Origin of the sequence: Pelagerythrobacter marinus (assembly GCF_034375205.1) — a bacterium.
In the GTDB taxonomy this organism is placed as follows: Bacteria; Pseudomonadota; Alphaproteobacteria; order Sphingomonadales; family Sphingomonadaceae; genus Pelagerythrobacter; species Pelagerythrobacter marinus.
Window position 1 is genome coordinate 1,270,755 of sequence record NZ_CP139719.1, and the last position, 18,167, is coordinate 1,288,921.

The following is an 18,167-nucleotide window of genomic DNA, read 5'->3' on the forward strand; positions in this document are numbered from 1 at the left end:
GGGCGCGTCCAGTGCCATGGGCCCGGTCAGGCCTTCTTGCGCGCGGCCTCCCTGGCCAGTTCGGCGGCGCCCGCGCCATCGACCGGCTCGGCCGGCCGGGCCAGGCGGCCGAGGCCTTCCAGGCGCTCGCGCACCTGCTCGATCGTCTCGGGCCGGCCGTAGATATAGCCCTGGCCCTTGAGCTGGCCCAGCGCGCGCAGGTTGTCGAGCGTCTCGTCGTCCTCGATCCCCTCGGCCGTGATCGGCATTCCCAGCCCCTGGCCGAGCGAGACGATGGCGTTGACGATCTGCGAGGCCCCGCCTTCGCGGCCGATCGCCGACACGAAACTGCGATCGATCTTGATCCGGTCGAACGGCAGCGAACGCAGCTGGGCGAAGCTGGAATAGCCGGTGCCGAAATCGTCGAGGTTGACCTTGATGCCCTGGTTGCGGAGGCTGACGATCATCGAACGCACCAGCGCGACATTGTCGTGCAGGCAGCTCTCGGTAATCTCGATCTCGAACCGCTGGGGCGGGAAGTTCGCCTTGACCAGCAGCTTCAGCAGCCGCTGCGGGAACCAGGGGTCGTTGAACTGGAGCGGGGAGATGTTGACCGACAGGGTCAGGTCCGCGTCCCATTCCTTCGCGTCTTCCAGCGCCTGTTCGATCAGCTGTTCGGAAAGCTCGGCGATCAGGCCCATGCTCTCGGCGATCGGGATGAACACGTCGGGCGCGACCACGCCGAGGCGGGGGGAGTGCCAGCGGGCCAGCATCTCGAAACCGGTCAGCTCGCCGTTCTCGAGGTCGATCTGCTGTTCGTAATAGGGGACGAATTCCCCGTTCACGAGGCCTTCGCGGATGCCGGTTTCCAGCGCGTTGCGGAACTGCAGCTCGTTTTCCATCTGCGGTTCGAACCAGCAATAGCCGTTCTTGCCGCATTTCTTGGCATTGTACATCGCGATGTCGGCGCGGTGCATCAGCTCCTGCCCGTCCAGCGCCTCCGCGGCGTCGGGGTGGCCGGCGCGGGTGGTCGCTATCCCCACCGAAACGGTCGCCTCCACTTCGTGCTCCGAAACCGCGATCGGCTCCGCGATCGTCTCGATCATGCGCTGCACCAGCCGGTCGAGCCGCTCGGGCTGCGCCGCGTCGTAAGGCACGACGCAGGCGAACTCGTCCCCACCCAGCCGCGCGACCAGCGCCTCGGCCGGGGCCAGGGCGACGATCCGGCGGGCGGTCTCGCGCAGGACCTCGTCGCCGGCGAGGTGCCCGTTGACGTCGTTGATCCGCTTGAAATTGTCGAGGTCGATCATCGTGAAGGCGACGGCCTGGTCGTCCGAATGATGCCGCGCGACAAGCGCGTCGGTCGCCGGGGGCAGGCTGCGGCGGTTGAGGCATCCGGTCAGCGGGTCGGTCTGGGCCAGCTGGCGGGCTTTCTCCTCCGCCGCCCGACGCTGGCGGATCTCGGCCATCAGCTCGTTGTAGCGGCGCCAGCCGAAGATGATCAGCGCGATGTTGAGCAGCAGGGCGTTGACCAGCAGCACGTCGGGCGCCTCGCCCGATCCGAGCCACGAGCGCAGCGCCTGGGGAAAGACCGATCCGCCGGTGCCGACGAACATGATGATGGCCGCCGCGGCGATGCCGATCGCTATCAGATCGCGTTCCGCCCGCGGGCTGTTCTGCCGGTTGTTCTCTCGTGCCGCCATAGTGTCAGCGGCACCCGGCCGCTCCAGCCCCTCGTTGTTCCTGCCGATGGCTTATGGCCGCAGGGGCTGAAATATCGGTTAACCACGCCGGGGCGGCGCCACGCGGCGGCCGGCTGGCCTCGACAGGGCCGGTCCGCTATCGCCGCAGGCCGACTGCTTTCACGAAACAAGGACAGGAGCGCACGAGGTGCCGCGTTATTGGCTGATGAAATCCGAACCCGACGTCTATAGCTGGGACGATCTCCTGGCCGAGGGGGAGGGCACCTGGGACGGGGTGCGCAACCACCGGGCCAAGAACAACCTCGCCGCGATGGAAGTGGGCGACAAGGCCTTCTTCTACCATTCGAACATCGGGCTGGAGATCGTCGGCATCGTCGAGATCAGCGTGGCCGGCATTACCGACCCGACCGACCCGGAAGGCAAGTGGGCGGCGGTGAAGGTCAAGCCGGTCGAGAAGCTGCCGCGCCCGGTGACGCTGAAGGAAGTGAAGGCCGAACCCGCGCTGGAGGAGATGGAACTGGTGCGGCTGTCGCGCCTGTCGGTTTCCGAGGTCCGGCCCGACGAATGGGCGAAGATCCTGGCCATGGCCGGCGCGCAATAGGCCCGGCGCAGGCGAATCGCGGCCACGCCGCCGGGGCTGCGATTCGGGGTGCGCCGGGCGCACCGGCGGCCTCCCCCGGGCGGACGATCCGTTCCTGCCGGGGCCGTCCGCGTCGCCACAGGCGGCGGTTCGGGGGCGCTGTCGAGGGCATTTTTCGCGCTTGTGAAAAAGGCGCGCGCAAGTGCATTGACAGCCCCCGCGGCCTGCCCTAGTGGCGCGGCTCCCAAGCGGCGCACCGCCCGAGAATGCGCGGGTGTAGCTCAGTTGGTTAGAGCGCCGGCCTGTCACGCCGGAGGTCGCGGGTTCGAGTCCCGTCACTCGCGCCACTTGGGATTTTCTCTTGCACATCGACGCTCGCAACCGCCGCCGCCCTGGCGCGCGGACCCGCGCGTGCCGACGCACGTCGTGGTCAGGGGGCGATGCCCGCCGGCGCGATCAGGCGACGATGCCCGCCGGCGCGGTCAGGCGACGATGCCCGCCGGCGCTATCCCCAGCGCCCGGTTTCCATCCAGATGAGAAAGCGGCGCAGCGGCAGGAGCCAGGCAACACCCAGCGCCAGGTAGACGGGCGCCTGCCCCCAGGCCGGCCAGTGGCCGATCAGGTCGGGGACGTAGCGCGCGATCAGCAGGCCATAGACGGTCAGCCCGGCCAGGAGCGCGAGAATGCCGACCGGGAGGCGCCAGCTCGGTTGGTCGCGCATCAGAACGGCCCGTGGAGGCGGGTCGGCGTGACGATCGCGTTCAAGGCCATATCGTGCGGCTCGACCGGCAGCTCTTCGACCAACTGGGCATCCCACGCCAGGCCGATGCGCACAGTCGCGGGCCGCGAGGCGAGCCAGCGGTCGTAATGGCCGCCGCCCTGGCCGAGGCGCTGGCCCTGCGCGGTAAAGCCCACCAGCGGCATGAACAGCACGTCCGGTTCGACGATCTCGGCGCCTTCTTCCGGTTGCTGCAGGCCGAACGGCCCGGTGACGAGATCGCTTTCGCCGAAAGGGTCGCCATGCAGCGCGAATTCCATCGCCGCCGTCTCGCCGCCGAAACGGGGCAGGGCGATCCGGTGCCCGCGTTCGGCGAAGAAACGGGCGTATGATGCTGCCGGCGCTTCCGCCTCGCGGGCGTGGTAGAGGCCGATCACGGCGTGGTCGGCGATCATGTCCAGCAGGGGCGCGGGCGGCCGGTGGAACACCAGCGCGCGGACCTGTTCGGGCAGGGCCGCGACATGATCGCGCCGGGCGGCGCGCAGCGCCTTTCTGAGTTCGGCCTTCGTCATGCCTCGCCTCATAACGGGGAAACGGGGTGGCGGAACCACCATGGGTCGTTTTCCGGGAAATCCTCTGACGCCTAAACGTCAGGTGGGCGCCGTATGCCCCGGCCCCCCGGACGAACCAGTGAACCAGGGCAGGGACAGCTCCCGTTGGATTGCTTATAGCCTCAGGGATATTCAAACGGCTCGTGCCGGGCAGTCCCGCCGGGGCCTATCTAGGTGCTCGGCCCCTTGCCCTCAAGCTTGTCGGCGCATGTTTCGAGCAGGTCGGCGAAACGTTCGAGGGCCGGGCCCAGCTCCGGGTCGTCGAACAGGGTGGGCGCGGCGTCTGCCGGTGGGGCCGCGGCCGGCTGGGTCCCCGCAGCCTCGACCCGCGCCGCCTCAACCCGCGCCGCCTCGACCGCACGCCGGGCCTCGGCGACTTGCGCGGCGAGGGTCTCGCGCTCGGCCCCGGCTTCTTCCACCTGCGAACGAAGCGCCTCACCCTCCTTGCGCGCTTCGTGGAGTTCGTCGGCCAGCAGGAGCGCGGCGAACAGCATGTTCTGCGCGTCCTTGGTCGAGACATTCCTGCCAAGTTGTTGAAATTTCCGGTCTATTTCCGCGCCCAGGCGAGCGACGTGCGCTTCTTCCCCGTCGGCGCACGACACCGCGTAGTCGCGCCCGCCGATCGTGAGCGTCACCTCGCTCATCGTTCGAGTGCCCCGATGATCGAATCGAGCTCCGCCAGCGCGCGCGTCGCCGCACCGGTCAGCCGTTCGTGGCGCGCGGCGAGATCGGTGCCTTCGGGATCGGCCGGTTCGGAACAGGCCGGTTCGGAACTGGATAAAGGCCCGCCTTCGGCCACGGCGGCGATCCGCGCCAGGGCGGCTTCAATTCGCTGCACGGCGCTTTCGATCCGCGGGTCGGCCATAAGACCAAAATATCGCAAATGCGTGACCGCGCAAAGCCTTGGCGCTGCCTGTTGATAACTCGCCGCGCCTGCGGGCCGGGCTGCGGGCGCGGCCGGCCCGGCGTGTGCCGGCCGGGCCGCTGTTGACCTGCGCCCCCGCGTCCGCAAAGGGTTTCGCGCCCGAATCGTCACGGGCGCAGACCGACAATACTTGCCCGCAGGAGCCCACCCCGCATGAGCCTCGACCCGACCCGCCTCGCGCCGATGGCCAATGCCATCCGCGCCCTGTCCATGGACGCGGTGCAGGCAGCCAAGTCGGGGCACCCGGGAATGCCGATGGGCATGGCCGACGTCGCCGCCGTGCTGTGGTCGAAATACCTGCGCTTCGATCCCGCCGCGCCCGACTGGGCCGACCGCGACCGCTTCGTGCTGAGCGCGGGGCATGGCTCGATGCTGCTCTATTCGCTGCTGCACCTGTCGGGCTATGCCAAGCCGACGATGGAAGACATTTCCAAGTTCCGGCAGCTGGGCAGCCCCTGCGCAGGCCACCCGGAAAACTTCCTGCTCGACGGCGTCGAATGCACGACCGGGCCGCTCGGCCAGGGGCTGGCCATGGCGGTCGGCATGGCGATCGCCGAACGGCACCTGAATGCCGAATTCGGCAACGACCTGGTCGATCACCGCACCTGGGTGGTCGCCGGCGACGGGTGCCTGATGGAAGGCATCAACCACGAGGCGATCGGTATTGCCGGCCACCTGAAGCTGGGCCGGATGATCGTGCTGTGGGACGATAACGCGATCACCATCGACGGCTCTACCGACCTTTCCACCAGCGAGGATATCCGCGCCCGCTATTCCGCGACCGGCTGGCACACGGTGACCTGCGACGGGCACGACCCGGAAGATATCGAGCGCGCGATCGACGAGGCGCTGGCCGACGAGCGGCCCTCGCTCGTCGCCTGCCGCACGGTGATCGGCAAGGGTGCGCCGAACAAGGAAGGCACCAGCGCGGTCCACGGCGCGCCGCTCGGGCCCGAGGAAGTGGCCGCCGCGCGCGAGGCCATGGGCTGGGCCGCCGCCCCGTTCGAGGTGCCGGACGACATCCTCGAAGACTGGCGCGCCACCGGCGAACGCGGCGCGGCCGCGCGCAACGAATGGAACGCCCGGCTGGAGGCATCCGACTGCAAGGCGGAATTCGTGCGGCGCATGGCCGGCGACCTGCCCGAGGGCGACAAGGCCGGGCAGGCCTTCACCGAATGGCTCGCGCAGGACCTGACCGTCGCGACCCGCAAGGCGTCGGAGATGACGCTGGAAGTCCTGACCCCGCTTGTGCCGGAAATGATCGGCGGATCGGCCGACCTCACGGGATCGAACAACACCAAGACCAAGGCCATGCAGCCGCTGACCGCCGACGATTACGGCGGGCGCTATCTCTATTACGGCATTCGCGAATTCGGCATGGCCGCGGCGATGAACGGCATGGCGCTGCACGGCGGGGTGATCCCCTATGGCGGGACGTTCCTGATCTTCAGCGACTATTGCCGCAACGCGGTGCGCCTGTCGGCGCTGCAGCAGACGCGCGCGATCTATGTCTTCACCCACGATTCGATCGGGCTGGGCGAAGACGGGCCGACCCACCAGCCGGTGGAACAGCTGATGAGCCTGCGGCTGATCCCGAACCTCAACGTCTTCCGCCCGGCAGACGTGATCGAGACGGCCGAGTGCTGGAAGCTCGCGCTCCAGGCGAAGGAAACGCCTTCGGTCCTCGCGCTCACCCGCCAGGGCCTGCCGCAGCTGCGCAACGCCGAAAATTCGGGCGAAGGGATGCTCAGCGCGCGCGGCGCCTACCGCCTGCGCGCGGCGCAGGCCGGGCGCAAGGTCGTGCTGGTCGCGACCGGGTCGGAAGTCCAGGTCGCCTGCGCCACTGCCGATGCGCTGGAGGCGGAAGGGATTGGCGCCGACGTCGTCTCGATGCCGTGCATGGAACTCTTCGCCGAGCAGGACGAGAGCTATCGCAGCGATCTCCTCCCCGCCGATGCGCTGAAAGTCTCGATCGAGGCCGGATCGACGCTGGGCTGGGAGCGCTATACCGGGACCGACGGGCTGCAGATCGGGCTCGACCGGTTCGGCGCCTCGGCCCCCGCGGCCGACCTGTTCGAAAAGTTCGGCTTCACCGCAGAAGCCATTGTCCCCCAAATCAAGGCCCGCCTGGGCCGCTAGCAGGAGCTTGTCATATGGCGACCAAGGTTGCGATCAATGGATTCGGACGTATCGGGCGCCTCGTCGCGCGGGCCATCCTGGAGCGTGACGACCACGATCTCGAACTTGTCTCGATCAACGACCTGGCCGACACCGCGTCCAACGCCCTGCTGTTCGGTTTCGACAGCACGCACGGCCGCTTCCCCGGCACGGTGGAGACCGAGGGCAACGACCTGGTCGTCAACGGCAAGCGGATCCACGTCACGGCCGAGCGCGAGCCGGGCAAGCTGCCGCACCGCGAGAACGGGATCGACATCGTTCTGGAATGCACCGGCTTCTTCCAGTCGGACGAGGCCAGCCGCCCCCATATCGAGGCGGGCGCCAAGCGCGTATTGATCTCCGCCCCGGCCAGCGGCGTCTCGAAGACGATCGTGTTCGGCGTCAACCAGGACACGCTGACCGCCGACGACGACATCGTTTCCAACGCCAGCTGCACCACCAACTGTCTGGCCCCGGTGGCCAAGGTTCTGAACGACGCGGTGGGGATCGAGCGTGGTTTCATGACCACGATCCACAGCTACACCAACGACCAGCGGATGCTGGACCAGATCCACAAGGACCTGCGCCGCGCCCGCGCCGGCGCGCAGAACATGATCCCGACGACGACCGGCGCCGCGCGCGCGGTCGGCCTGGTCCTGCCCGAGCTGAAGGGCAAGCTCGACGGGTCTTCGGTCCGCGTGCCGACGCCGAACGTCAGCCTCGTCGATCTGGTGTTCACGCCGGGCCGCGACACCAGCGCGGAGGAGCTGAACGCCGCGCTCAAGGCCGCGGCCGACGGGGCGATGAAGGGCGTGCTCGACTATACCGACCAGCCGCTGGTCTCGAGCGACTTCAACCACTACCCCGCCAGCTCGACCGTCGACAGCCTCGAGACTTCGGTCATGGAAGGCAAGCTGGCGCGCGTGGTCAGCTGGTACGACAACGAGTGGGGCTTCTCCAACCGCATGATCGACACCGCCGGCGTCATGGCGGGCCTGCTGTAAGGCACGATCCCTCCCCCGATCGCGGGGGAGGGGCCGGCCGGCGGCCGGCGGAAGGGCACCCGCCGCCGCCCGCAACGTTTCACCAGTGCCCTTCCACCCCGCGCCGCCGTGCGCGAGCCCCTGTCCGCAACCGGGGGCAAGGACCGGAGTTCGCCGAATGCCCGAATTCAAGACGCTCGACGACCTGGGAGACGTGACCGGCAAGGTCGCGCTGGTGCGGGTCGATCTCAACCTGCCGATGAAGGATGGCTCCGCGACCGACGTGACGCGGGTGGAAGCCAGCATGCCGACGATCCTCGAACTGGCGGACGCGGGCGCGAAAGTCCTTCTGCTCGCCCATTTCGGCCGCCCGAAGGGGGAACGCCACTCGACCCTGAGCACGAGCTTCGTCCAGGGCGACGTCGAGCGGGTGCTGGGCCGCGAGATCATGTTCATTTCCGAAGTCGCCGGCCCGGTGGTCGAACAGTCGCTGTCGATCCTGCGCAACGGCGACATCGGCCTGCTCGACAACGTCCGCTTCTGGCCGGGGGAAGAGGCCAACGATCCCGATTTCGCCCGCGCGATCGCGACGCTCGGCGATTTCTACGTCAACGACGCCTTTTCCGCCGCGCACCGCGCCCATGCCTCGACCGAGGGGCTGGCGCACCTGCTGCCCGCCTATGCCGGGCGGGCCATGGAAAAGGAACTGACCGCGCTCGACAAGGCGCTCGGCAACCCGGAAACCCCGGTGGCCGCGGTCGTCGGCGGGGCGAAAGTCTCGACCAAGCTCGACGTGCTGGAAAACCTCGTCGGGCGGGTCCAGCACCTGATCATCGGCGGGGGGATGGCCAACACCTTCCTCGCCGCGCGGGGCGTCGATGTCGGCAAGTCGCTGTGCGAGCACGACCTGACCGCCACCGCCAATGCGATCATGGACAAGGCCGACCATGCCGGCTGCACGATTCACCTGCCCTACGACGTGGTCGTGGCGACCGAGTTCGCCGCCAATCCGCCTTCGCTGCGCACCTGCAACGTGCACGAGGTGGGGTCGGACGAGATGATCCTCGACATCGGCCCGCAGGCGACCGAGGCCCTGGCCGACGTGCTCAAGACCTGCCGCACGCTGGTGTGGAACGGGCCGCTGGGCGCGTTCGAGACCGAGCCGTTCGACACCGCCACCGTCGCCCTGGCGAAGACCGCTGCAGCGCTGACGCAGGACGGCTCGCTGACCTCGGTCGCCGGGGGCGGCGACACGGTCGCGGCGCTGAACCACGCCGGCGTCGCCGACGGCTTCAGCTACGTTTCCACCGCCGGCGGTGCCTTCCTCGAATGGATGGAAGGCAAGGAACTGCCCGGCGTGGCGGCCCTGGCGCGCTGAGCCGGCGGGGATAGACGCGATGAGCGAAGCACCGGTTGTCGGCGACGATAACGGCCTGGTCGAGGTGACCGAAGGCGAGTGGGCCGGGTGGTGGCGCTGGCAGGGCGATCCTTTCGAGGAGCGGACCGGCCCGTTCTACGAAAAGGAACTGGAAGACGGGACGATGGTCACCGCCTTCCGCGCCGAGCGGCGGCACATGAACGGCGCGGGCTTCATGCACGGCGGCTGCCTGATGACATTCGCCGATTCGGCGATCTTCACCATCGCGCGCAAGGCGATGGGCGGCAGCCACGGGGTCACGCTGCATCTCGGGGCCGATTTCCTCGATCCCGCGCGCGTGGGCCAGCTGATCGAAGCGCGCGGCGAAGTCGTGCGGGCGGGGGGAAAGACCGTCTTCGTCCAGGGGCTGGTCACGGCCGACGGCCAGCCGGTCCTGCGGCTCGACGGCATTATTCGCAAGGTTTCGGGGCGACGCGACTGACGCCGGCCGGCCGCCGGTCCGCGCGCGGTTGCGGCGGCCCGGCGGGCTGGCTAAAGCCCGCCCGACGCATTCGTATGCACCGGACATGAGGACACTGTCGATGAACCACCAGGAAATGACCGACCGCATTGCCAACGGGCAGGGCTTTATCGCCGCGCTGGACCAGTCCGGCGGCTCCACGCCGAAGGCCCTGCGCGGATACGGGGTTTCCGACGATTCCTGGTCGAACGAGGACGAGATGTTTGCCCGGATTCACGCCATGCGCAGCCGGATCGTCGAAAGCCCGTGCTTCGGCTGCGGCAAGGTGCTGGGCGCAATCTTGTTCGAGAAGACGATGGACGGCGAAAGCGGCGGCAAGCCAGTGCCCGACCGGCTGAAGGAACGCGGCATCGTGCCTTTCCTCAAGGTCGACAAGGGGCTGGAGGACGAAGCGAACGGCGTCCAGATGATGAAGCCGATGCCCGACCTCGAAAGCCTGCTCGAACGCGCGAAGGCCAAGGGCGTCTTCGGCACCAAGATGCGTTCGGTCATCAAGCGCAACGAACCTGCGGGGATCAAGGCGATCGTGCGCCAGCAGTTCGCCGAGGGCGCGCGCATTCTCGCCGCCGGGCTGGTCCCGATCATCGAGCCCGAATACGACATCAAGGCCGAAGACCGTGCCGAGGGCGAAAAGATCCTGCTCGAAGCGATCGAGGAGGGGCTCGACGCCCTGCCGGCGGACCAGAAGGTCATGCTCAAGCTCTCGATCCCGGCCGAGGCGGGGCTCTACTCCGGGCTCGTCGATCATCCGCGCGTCCTGCGCGTCGTCGCGCTGTCGGGCGGCTATTCGACCGACGAGGCGTGCGAGAAGCTGGCGCAGAACCCGGGCATGATCGCCAGCTTCAGCCGCGGCCTGCTGCAGGATCTGCGCGCGACGCAGAGCGACGAGGAATTCGACGCGACGCTGGGCGCGGCGATCGACCGGATCCACGCCGCCAGCATGGCCTGATCCGCGCGGGCTAGCGCGCCGCGTAGACGAAGCGGTACGCGCGGGTTTCGATCTCGCTTTCGGCCTGGCGCCCGGGGGTCGCGGAAACGAGCGCGATGACGCGCCCGTGCGTGCCGTATGTCTGCCCCAGCGTCAGGTCGGCCGTGTCGCGCCAGCCCGCCCCGTCGATCCGCGTCCGCACGATCAGCCGCCCCGGCCAGACGCAGCGCGCGTTTTCGGGACAGCGGCTGTCCTCGACCACGGCCCTGGGCGTGACGACGAGCTCGCCGACGCGCACCGGCCGGTCGATCGGCACGCCGTGCCCTTCGGGCGCGGGGGTGCCTTCGACGTTCGGCGCATCGGGCACGAGCACGCACCCGCCCAGCGCCAAGGCGACGAGGGCGAATGGTGCGGCGGCGAAGGGCGAGATTGCGGCAGCCATGCCGGCCATAACGCGCAGCCGCCCTTTCGGGTGCCTGAACGCGTGACGAATCCGCGCCGGGCCATTACCTAGCCGCCTCATGACAGCAACCAACCCGCCCACGCAGCTCTACCTGATCTCCCCCCTCGACGTGGGGGGAGATTTTCCGGCCCGGCTCGAAACCGCGCTCGCCGGCGGCCCGGTGGCCGCGTTCCAGCTGCGCGTGAAAGGCATCGACCAGCACGAGGCCGCGCGCCTCGCCGCGCCCTTGCAGGAGATCTGCGCCGCGCGCGAATGCGCCTTCATCGTCAACGATTCGGTTCCCCTGGCCAGGCGCCTGGGCGCCGACGGCGTGCACCTGGGGCAGGCCGACGGCTCCCCGCGCGAGGCGCGCGAGGCGCTGGGGCGCGAGGCGCAGATCGGGGTGACGTGCCATGCGTCGAAGCACCTGGCGATGGAGGCGGGGGAGGCCGGGGCCGACTACGTCGCCTTCGGCAGCTTCTTCCCCAGCGAGACAAAGGCGAGCGAGCACCGGCCCGGGCCGGAACTGCTGGCCTGGTGGCAATCGCTGTTCGAGATCCCCTGCGTCGCGATCGGCGGCATCACGCCGGACAACTGCGCCCCGCTGGTCGCCGCGGGGGCCGATTTCCTCGCCGTGAGCCACGCGGTCTGGGGCGCGGCGGACCCGGGCGCGGCCGTCGGCGACTTCCACCGCGCGATCGCGGCGGCCGGCGGGGACTGATCGGCCCGCGGGCGGGGCGTGCCAGGTCTATGGCTGCCGAACCGAAAGCGTGCTATTCCAAGCGGCTATGGCCCTCGACTTCATCGATCGCACCCTCACCGTGGTGGTCACCGCCACGCTGACGTCCGCCGTGTGGATCGTCGCGGGGGGCAGCCTGATCGAACTCGCCGACAGCGAGGGGCAGCGCGAGACGACCCGGCCGGCCGAGGCCGCGCCGAGCCCCATCCCGACACCGGTCGCGACCGACGATCCGGCGGGCCCGGCCGGCGGCGCCTTGCGCGCCGCGCCGCTGGAACCGGCCCCGGCGGCGACGCCCGGCACGTCGACGCGCGACCTGATCATTCCCGTGCTCAACGTGCGCGCGCGCGACCTCAGCGACACGTTCACCGACAGCCGCGACGAGGGCGCAGGGCTGCACGAGGCGATCGACATCATGGCCCCGGAAGGCACCAGCGTGGTCGCGGCCGCGCCGGGCACGATCGAGAAGCTGTTCCGCTCCGAGGCCGGGGGCAACACGATCTACGTCCGCTCCACCGACGGGGAGACGATCTATTACTACGCCCATCTCCAGCAATATGCGCCCGGCCTGACCGAGGGGCAGCGCATCCGGCGCGGCCAGCGGCTGGGCGCGGTCGGCAGCACGGGCAGCGCCTCGGGCGAGACGCCGCACCTGCATTTCGCGATGCTGCGGACCACCGCCGATGCCGAGTGGTGGGAGCCGGCCAATGCGATCAATCCCTATCCGCTGCTGACCGGCGCGCGCTAGCGCGGGTTTCAGGGCCGGCCGACCCCGCCGCGCACGCAGCGCACGCGCCCCGGCACGCCGTCGGCGCCCAGTTCGCGCAGGGTCCCGGTGCCGGTGCGCACGAAGCGCCGCCCCTTCAACGGCCCGCGCGTGAAGACCACGCTGTCGCCGGTCAGCAGGTACGTCCCGGTGTCGCCCTGCGCGCGGTAGGTGGAGGCGGTGTTGATCGCGAACGCGTCCCCCGCGATCGGGCGCCAGGGCTGGCCCGCCGCGTCGCCGGGCGTGGCGCAGCGGTAGATGCCGTGCGGCAGCGTGCCGAGCTTGCCCCCCGGCGCGGCGGCTGCCGGCCCGACGGCAGGCGCGCCGGCGGCGATCGCCAGGCCGGCGGCGACCGCGCGCGGGGCGCGGGAAATGGCGGAGGAACGGGGCATCGGCGCGCCCCTTAGCATTCGCGCCGCCCGCGCGCCAGCGACCTTGCCCGAACAGGGCCGCTGGGTTAAGGCGCGGCGCGCGATTGCGGGCGGGCTGCTCCGCCCATCAGACGAAGGCTCCTTGAACCATGAAAATCAGCGGCGTGGACATCCGTCCCGGCAACATCCTCGAATACGAAGGCGGCATCTGGAAAGTCGCCAAGATCCAGCACACGCAGCCCGGCAAGGGCGGTGCCTACATGCAGGTCGAGATGAAGAACCTGCAGGATGGCCGCAAGACGAACGTCCGCTTCCGCAGCGCCGACACGGTCGAGCGCGTCCGGCTCGACACCAAGGAATTCCAGTACCTCTACGAAGACGGCGACATGCTGGTCTTCATGGACCAGGAGAACTACGAACAGATCCACCTGCCGTCGGACCTGCTGGGCGAGGCCAAGGCCTTCCTGCAGGACGGAATGCAGGTGACGCTGGAGCTGTGGGAGGAGAAGCCGATCTCGGTCGCGCTGCCCGAACAGGTCGAGGCGACGATCGTCGAAGCCGACGCGGTGGTGAAGGGGCAGACCGCTTCCTCCAGCTACAAGCCCGCGGTGCTCGACAACGGCGTGCGCGTGATGGTGCCGCCCCATATCGAGAGCGGGACGCGGATCGTGGTCGACGTCTACGAACGCACTTACGTGGGCAAGGCGGGCTGACATGGGCGAAGGGGGCGATCCGAGACTGGCCGGGATCGACCTGGCCACCAGCTATATCCTCGGCGTGATCTACGACGACGAGTCGCTCACGCTGGAGATGGATTTCCACCTGCTCGACGCCCACCCGCGTTACCAGGCGCCCGGCGACGGCGAGGACGGCTGCTATCGCAAGGGCTTCATCCGTTTCGCCGACCTCGACGACCTTCGCCTGCGCAAGGCCCGGCCCGAAGACGGGCGCGAGGTCGATTATTCCGATATCTACTCGGCCGCGATCGACGGCGACTATGCCAACATATCGAGCGGGTGGGGCGAAATCGAACTGACCGCGCAATCGATCCAGATCGCGCTCGACTGACAGGACTGACAAGACGATGGCCCTTTCCGGACTGATCCGCGTAATGGAGCGCGCCGCGCGCAAGGCCGGCGGCCGCCTGCGCCGCGACTTCGGCGAGATCGAGCACCTCCAGGTCAGCCGCAAGGGGCCTTCGGACTTCGTTTCCAAGGCCGACCGCGCGGCCGAACGCACGATCTACGACGAACTGATCCATGCCCGCCCCGACTGGGGCTTCGTGATGGAGGAGGCCGGCACGATCGAGGGCGATCCGGGCAAGCCGCGCTGGATCGTCGATCCGCTCGACGGCACCAGCAACTTCCTCCACGGCATTCCCCACTTCGCGATCTCGATCGCAGTGCAGGAGCCTGCGCTGGACGGGAAGGGGCCGGACGGTTCGGGCTGGGGCGAGGTGACGGCCGGGGTCGTCTACCAGCCGATCACCGACGAGACGTTCTGGGCCGAGAAATCGCGCGGCGCCTGGCTGCAGGACGCGCGCCTGCGGGTCTCGTCGCGCTCGCGCCTGCCCGAATCGCTGATCGCGACCGGCATTCCCTATGGCGGCCACGGCGATTTCGGCGAATGGGGCCGGATCTTCGCCGCGATCGGGCCGCAGGTCGCCGGCATCCGCCGCTACGGCGCGGCCTCGCTCGACCTCGCCTGGCTGGCCGCGGGCCGGTTCGACGGCTTCTGGGAAAGCGACCTCGCGCTGTGGGACACCGCCGCCGGCTGCCTGCTGGTGCGCGAGGCGGGCGGCTTCGTCAGCGACTATCGCGGGCGCACGCAGCCGATCCACGCGAAGCAGGTCCTGGCCGCGAACGACACGCTCCATTCCAAGCTCCACAAGCTGCTGGCGGGCGCGCTCAAGGCCTGACGATCCGCGCCGCCCGGGCAGGGGCGGCGCCGCGGGGCGTGCGCGTCGCTGCCGCTTGAACCCCGGCCCGCGCGCGGCTATCCGCCGCTCTCCCGCACCTGTGCCCCTGTGGCGGAATTGGTAGACGCGTTCGACTCAAAATCGAATTTCCACGGAAGTGCCGGTTCGAGTCCGGCCAGGGGCACCAGGGGCAGGGCGCGCGAAGGCCGTCGCCACCCCCTTCGCACATTCGCATCTTCGCACATTGCCCTCCTCGCACTTCTGCCGATACCCGGTGCAGGTCGCGTGCCTCGGCCCGCGGTTCGGCGCCGTTGCGGCCGGCGGCTTCGCGCTTGCCAAAAACGATAAAAGATGAAATCTATCGTTTATCGTTACCGAGGAGAAAGCCCGTGCAGCGCGTGATACCCCCCGTCCTCTTCCTGCTCCTGCTCGCCGCCCAGGCCGGGCTGGCGCTGTTCCATTCGGATGCCTACGCGATCCGCGCCGGCCGCGCGCTGCCGTGGGACGTTCCGCTCGTCGCCGGGCTCGCGATCCTCGTCTGGGCACGCCTACAGTTCCGCGCCCGCGCGGCGGAAATCCACACGTTCCGCGATCCGCGCTCGCTGGTGACCGACGGGCTGTTCCGCTTTTCGCGCAACCCGATGTATCTCGGTTTCCTGCTGCTGCTGCTCGCGGCCGGACTGTTCGTGAACCACTGGTGTGCGCTGGTTGCCCCGGCGCTGTTCTTCCTCGCGGCTTCCACCTGGTACATCCCGCACGAAGAGCGCGCGCTGCGGGCCGGTTTCGGCGCGCAGTACGATGCCTATGCCGCGCGCGTGCGAAGGTGGCTCTAGGTGCCGCGGCCCCCGGCCGATGTCGCGGCCGTGCGCGCGCGCATGGTGGACGAGGCGGAACGGATGCTGGTGGAAAGCGGCGGGCGGCGGCTCGTCCTGTCCGATCTGGCGCGGCGCGTGGGAATGTCGCAATCCTATGCCCACCGGTTCTTCCCGACCAAGGCCGATCTCGTCCGCGCGCTGGCCGGGCGCTGGTTCCGCGAGGTCGAGGCGCGTTCGGCCGAGATCGCCGCGCTCGACCTGCCCGGCCCCGAGCGGCTCGAACGCTGGGTGCTGGCGCTGCTGGCGCTGAAGCGCGAGCGCCATGACGCCGACCCGGCGGTGTTCGAAGCCTACCTTGCGCTCGCCGCCGATCACATGGACCTGGTCGGCGCGCATACCGCGCGGCTGACCGACGACCTGGCGCGGATCGTCGCCGCCTTCGTCCCCGCGGACGAGGTGGAGCAGGCGGTGCAAGTGGTGGAAGACGCGACGATGCCCTTCCGCGTGCCCTTCGCCATCGCCCGCTTCCGCGCGCGGGCGACCGACGCACGGGCGCGGGCGGTCGTCGCCGCGCTGGTGCGCGCGCTCGCCCCGGGCTGACCGCCCGGTCGCGCGGTTTCCCGCCGGGCGCGGGCGGGGCGGCGATATTCGCTTGATATTGCGGCGCACCTCTGGGAATTCGGCAGCGAATGTTGCCGGGGGTTCCTTCTTTCCACGCGATTGCGGCGATGGCGATCACGGTCGTCATGTTCGTCGCCTTCGCGCGCGGGCGCATGCCGGTGGAGATCATCTCGCTGTTGACGATCGCGGTGATCGCGGTCGGTCTCTACTTCTTCCCGCTCGAGGGGACGGGCCCGACCGACGGGCTGCAACTCGCCTTCTCGGGCTTCGGCCACTACGCGCTGATAACGATCTGCGCGCTGATGATCATGGGCCGCGGGCTGGTGGTCACCGGCGCGCTGGAGCCGGCGGCCCGGTTCCTCGAACGCGTGTTCAAGCTCAACGTCCAGCTCGGCCTGCTGGTATCGCTGCTGATCGCTTTCGCCCTGTCGATGGGCGTCAACGACACGCCGGTTCTCGTCCTCCTCCTGCCGATCTTCGTCAGCCTCGCCGCGCGCGGGGCGATGCCGGCATCGAAGACGCTGATCCCGCTCAACGCCGCCGTGCTGATCGGCGGCATGGCGACCACGATCGGCACGTCGACCAACATCCTCGTCGTCTCGATCGCGCGCGACCTGGGAATGCCGCCGATGGGCGTGTTCCACTACACGCCGATCGTCCTCGCCGCCTCGCTGATCGCGCTGCCCTATCTCTGGCTCGTCATGCCGCGCCTCCTGCGCGACAACACGGTGGCCGAGGCCTATGTCCCCCGCCGGTTCCAGACCCGCCTGCGGATCGGCGACGACAGCGCGCTGAACGGCCAGGTCCTCGCCTCCATCCTCCCGCGGCTGCCGGCGGACATCGCCTTCCACGACGCGCCCGCCGGGCCGATCCAGCCGCAGCAGCAGTTGACGATCTCGGGCACGCACGAGGCGCTGGAAGAGGCGATGCGCACGCTCAAGGGCGAAGTCGCCCCGGCCTGGGTGCTCGACCGGATCCGGCGGCGCTCCTCGGAAACCGGGGCCGATATCGCGGTCGTCGAAATGACGGTCACGGCCGATTCGCGCCTCATCAACCGCACCCTGCCGACATCGGGCATTGCCGATCTCTACGGCGTCGCGGTGCTCGGCATCCACCGGCCCGACCGGCTGGTGGGGGAGAAAGACCGTTACAGCGAAGGGGGCGACCTGCGGATCGCCGAAGGCGACGTCCTGCTGGTCATGGGACTGGGGGAGGATCTCAACGATTTCGCCCGCGCCGACAGCCTCCTGACGCTGGAGGGCATGCGCGAGCTTCCGCGCCGCTCGAAGGCGGTGCTGGCGGGCGCGATCATGCTCGGTTCGGTCGGGCTGGCGTCGATCGGGCTCCTGCCGATCGCCATCTCGGCGCTGGCCGGGGCGATCCTGATGTTCGTGACCGGCTGCGTGAAGTTCGACCGCGTGGGCCGCGCGCTGTCGGCCAAGGTCATCGTGCTGGTCGCGGCCAGCATCGCGGTCGGCCGGATCGTGCTCGAAAGCGGGGCGGCGGCCTGGCTGGGCGAGGCGCTGGCATCGGGGCTGCAGTTCCTGCCGCCCGCCGCGGTTCTCGCCACGATCATGCTCTTCGTGACGTTCCTGACCAATTTCGCCTCCAACGCCACCGCGGCGACGGTCGGCACCCCGATCGCCTTCAGCATCGCGCAGCAGCTCGGCCTGCCGCCCGAACCGCTGATCCTGGCGGTCCTGTTCGGGTGCAACCTGTGTTACGCCACGCCGATCGCCTACCAGACGAACATGCTGATCATGGCGGAGGGGAACTACGAGTTCAAAGACTACATCCGCACCGGCGTGCCGCTCGTCCTGCTGATGGTGGCGACGCTCTCGGTCCTGCTGGTGACGACTTACGGCATGTAAGCGCGACCGCTTTCCTACAGGCGCGCGATCTGCAATGGTTGCAGCTCCGGGGTTGCCCGCGGGGGTCGCCCCCGGGGGCGGTGCGGCGGCAGGCGCGGCGGGGACGAAAGGTCACGGCGCGCGCGGCAGGCCGGGCGAAAGG

General features: G+C 69.4%; 21 protein-coding genes, 2 tRNA genes and 1 other RNA gene. 16 read left to right on the forward strand and 8 right to left on the reverse strand.

The window, feature by feature from the left end:
- Window positions 1-26: 26 nt before the first annotated feature.
- Complete coding sequence (locus T8T98_RS06125) at window positions 27-1,682, reverse strand: putative bifunctional diguanylate cyclase/phosphodiesterase (RefSeq protein ID WP_160732755.1); 1,656 nt, start codon at window positions 1,680-1,682, stop codon at window positions 27-29.
- Between the two features lie 205 nt (window positions 1,683-1,887).
- Between T8T98_RS06125 and T8T98_RS06130 the strand changes: the two genes are divergently transcribed.
- Together T8T98_RS06130 and T8T98_RS06135 are read left to right on the forward strand one after the other, a co-directional pair.
- Window positions 1,888-2,283: an EVE domain-containing protein gene (locus T8T98_RS06130; RefSeq protein WP_251105760.1), complete on the forward strand. Its 396-nt coding sequence runs from the start codon at window positions 1,888-1,890 to the stop codon at window positions 2,281-2,283.
- Between the two features lie 249 nt (window positions 2,284-2,532).
- A tRNA-Asp gene (locus T8T98_RS06135) sits at window positions 2,533-2,609 on the forward strand.
- A gap of 158 nt (window positions 2,610-2,767) precedes the next feature.
- Here the strand turns inward: T8T98_RS06135 and T8T98_RS06140 are convergent.
- The 5 genes from T8T98_RS06140 to T8T98_RS06160 form a co-directional block, all read right to left on the reverse strand.
- The gene (locus T8T98_RS06140) at window positions 2,768-2,983 is read right to left on the reverse strand and encodes a DUF2842 domain-containing protein (protein ID WP_251105759.1); all 216 of its coding nucleotides are present in this window, start codon (window positions 2,981-2,983) and stop codon (window positions 2,768-2,770) included.
- Window positions 2,983-3,552, reverse strand: coding sequence for a 5-formyltetrahydrofolate cyclo-ligase (locus T8T98_RS06145; RefSeq protein ID WP_251105758.1), 570 nt, complete (start codon window positions 3,550-3,552; stop codon window positions 2,983-2,985). Before T8T98_RS06145 ends, T8T98_RS06140 begins: the two co-directional genes overlap by 1 nt.
- Window positions 3,553-3,580: 28 nt before the next feature.
- Window positions 3,581-3,751, reverse strand: a non-coding RNA gene (gene ssrS, locus T8T98_RS06150) — 6S RNA.
- Window positions 3,752-3,761: 10 nt separating this feature from the next.
- On the reverse strand, window positions 3,762-4,235 hold the full coding sequence (locus tag T8T98_RS06155; RefSeq protein WP_251105757.1) for a cell division protein ZapA: 474 nt from the start codon (window positions 4,233-4,235) through the stop codon (window positions 3,762-3,764).
- Complete coding sequence (locus T8T98_RS06160; protein ID WP_251105756.1) at window positions 4,232-4,456, reverse strand: hypothetical protein; 225 nt, start codon at window positions 4,454-4,456, stop codon at window positions 4,232-4,234. The genes T8T98_RS06155 and T8T98_RS06160 overlap by 4 nt, the downstream gene beginning before the upstream one ends.
- 213 nt (window positions 4,457-4,669) lie before the next feature.
- Between T8T98_RS06160 and tkt the strand changes: the two genes are divergently transcribed.
- From tkt to T8T98_RS06185, 5 genes are all read left to right on the forward strand, one after another.
- The gene (gene tkt / locus T8T98_RS06165) at window positions 4,670-6,655 is read left to right on the forward strand and encodes a transketolase (protein WP_251105755.1); all 1,986 of its coding nucleotides are present in this window, start codon (window positions 4,670-4,672) and stop codon (window positions 6,653-6,655) included.
- Window positions 6,656-6,669: 14 nt separating this feature from the next.
- Entirely contained in the window at window positions 6,670-7,677 is a 1,008-nt protein-coding gene (gene gap / locus T8T98_RS06170) for a type I glyceraldehyde-3-phosphate dehydrogenase (RefSeq protein ID WP_160732762.1), read from the forward strand.
- A gap of 157 nt (window positions 7,678-7,834) precedes the next feature.
- Window positions 7,835-9,034: a phosphoglycerate kinase gene (locus T8T98_RS06175; RefSeq protein WP_251105754.1), complete on the forward strand. Its 1,200-nt coding sequence runs from the start codon at window positions 7,835-7,837 to the stop codon at window positions 9,032-9,034.
- 19 nt (window positions 9,035-9,053) lie between these two features.
- Window positions 9,054-9,515 (forward strand): PaaI family thioesterase, encoded by a 462-nt coding sequence (locus tag T8T98_RS06180; protein WP_251105753.1) that lies wholly within the window; start codon window positions 9,054-9,056, stop codon window positions 9,513-9,515.
- Between the two features lie 85 nt (window positions 9,516-9,600).
- Window positions 9,601-10,503: a fructose bisphosphate aldolase gene (locus tag T8T98_RS06185; RefSeq protein WP_407675103.1), complete on the forward strand. Its 903-nt coding sequence runs from the start codon at window positions 9,601-9,603 to the stop codon at window positions 10,501-10,503.
- A 10-nt stretch (window positions 10,504-10,513) separates the two neighbouring features.
- Here T8T98_RS06185 and T8T98_RS06190 read toward each other — a convergent pair whose 3' ends face one another.
- A complete protein-coding gene (locus T8T98_RS06190) occupies window positions 10,514-10,924 on the reverse strand; it encodes a hypothetical protein (RefSeq protein WP_251105752.1) in 411 nt (136 codons plus the stop codon).
- Between the two features lie 79 nt (window positions 10,925-11,003).
- Between T8T98_RS06190 and thiE the strand changes: the two genes are divergently transcribed.
- The gene (gene thiE / locus T8T98_RS06195; RefSeq protein ID WP_251105751.1) at window positions 11,004-11,645 is read left to right on the forward strand and encodes a thiamine phosphate synthase; all 642 of its coding nucleotides are present in this window, start codon (window positions 11,004-11,006) and stop codon (window positions 11,643-11,645) included.
- Window positions 11,646-11,712: 67 nt separating this feature from the next.
- Window positions 11,713-12,411, forward strand: a complete 699-nt coding sequence (locus T8T98_RS06200; protein ID WP_251105750.1) for a M23 family metallopeptidase — start codon at window positions 11,713-11,715, stop codon at window positions 12,409-12,411.
- Window positions 12,412-12,419: 8 nt separating this feature from the next.
- Here the strand turns inward: T8T98_RS06200 and T8T98_RS06205 are convergent, their stop codons facing one another.
- Window positions 12,420-12,821 (reverse strand): elongation factor P, encoded by a 402-nt coding sequence (locus T8T98_RS06205; RefSeq protein ID WP_251105749.1) that lies wholly within the window; start codon window positions 12,819-12,821, stop codon window positions 12,420-12,422.
- Window positions 12,822-12,949: 128 nt separating this feature from the next.
- Here T8T98_RS06205 and efp point away from each other — a divergent pair, with 128 nt between their 5' ends.
- The 7 genes from efp to T8T98_RS06240 all read left to right on the forward strand — a co-directional run bounded on the left by efp (window position 12,950) and on the right by T8T98_RS06240 (window position 18,025).
- Window positions 12,950-13,513: an elongation factor P gene (gene efp / locus T8T98_RS06210; protein ID WP_160732769.1), complete on the forward strand. Its 564-nt coding sequence runs from the start codon at window positions 12,950-12,952 to the stop codon at window positions 13,511-13,513.
- Window position 13,514: 1 nt separating this feature from the next.
- Window positions 13,515-13,868 (forward strand): hypothetical protein, encoded by a 354-nt coding sequence (locus T8T98_RS06215; protein ID WP_251105748.1) that lies wholly within the window; start codon window positions 13,515-13,517, stop codon window positions 13,866-13,868.
- Window positions 13,869-13,884: 16 nt separating this feature from the next.
- On the forward strand, window positions 13,885-14,718 hold the full coding sequence (locus T8T98_RS06220; protein WP_251105747.1) for an inositol monophosphatase family protein: 834 nt from the start codon (window positions 13,885-13,887) through the stop codon (window positions 14,716-14,718).
- Between the two features lie 102 nt (window positions 14,719-14,820).
- A tRNA-Leu gene (locus tag T8T98_RS06225) sits at window positions 14,821-14,905 on the forward strand.
- Between the two features lie 202 nt (window positions 14,906-15,107).
- Complete coding sequence (locus tag T8T98_RS06230; RefSeq protein WP_251105746.1) at window positions 15,108-15,551, forward strand: methyltransferase family protein; 444 nt, start codon at window positions 15,108-15,110, stop codon at window positions 15,549-15,551.
- A complete protein-coding gene (locus T8T98_RS06235) occupies window positions 15,552-16,133 on the forward strand; it encodes a TetR family transcriptional regulator (RefSeq protein ID WP_251105745.1) in 582 nt (193 codons plus the stop codon).
- A 128-nt stretch (window positions 16,134-16,261) separates the two neighbouring features.
- A complete protein-coding gene (locus T8T98_RS06240) occupies window positions 16,262-18,025 on the forward strand; it encodes an SLC13 family permease (RefSeq protein WP_160732773.1) in 1,764 nt (587 codons plus the stop codon).
- The last annotated feature ends 142 nt before the right edge of the window (window positions 18,026-18,167 follow it).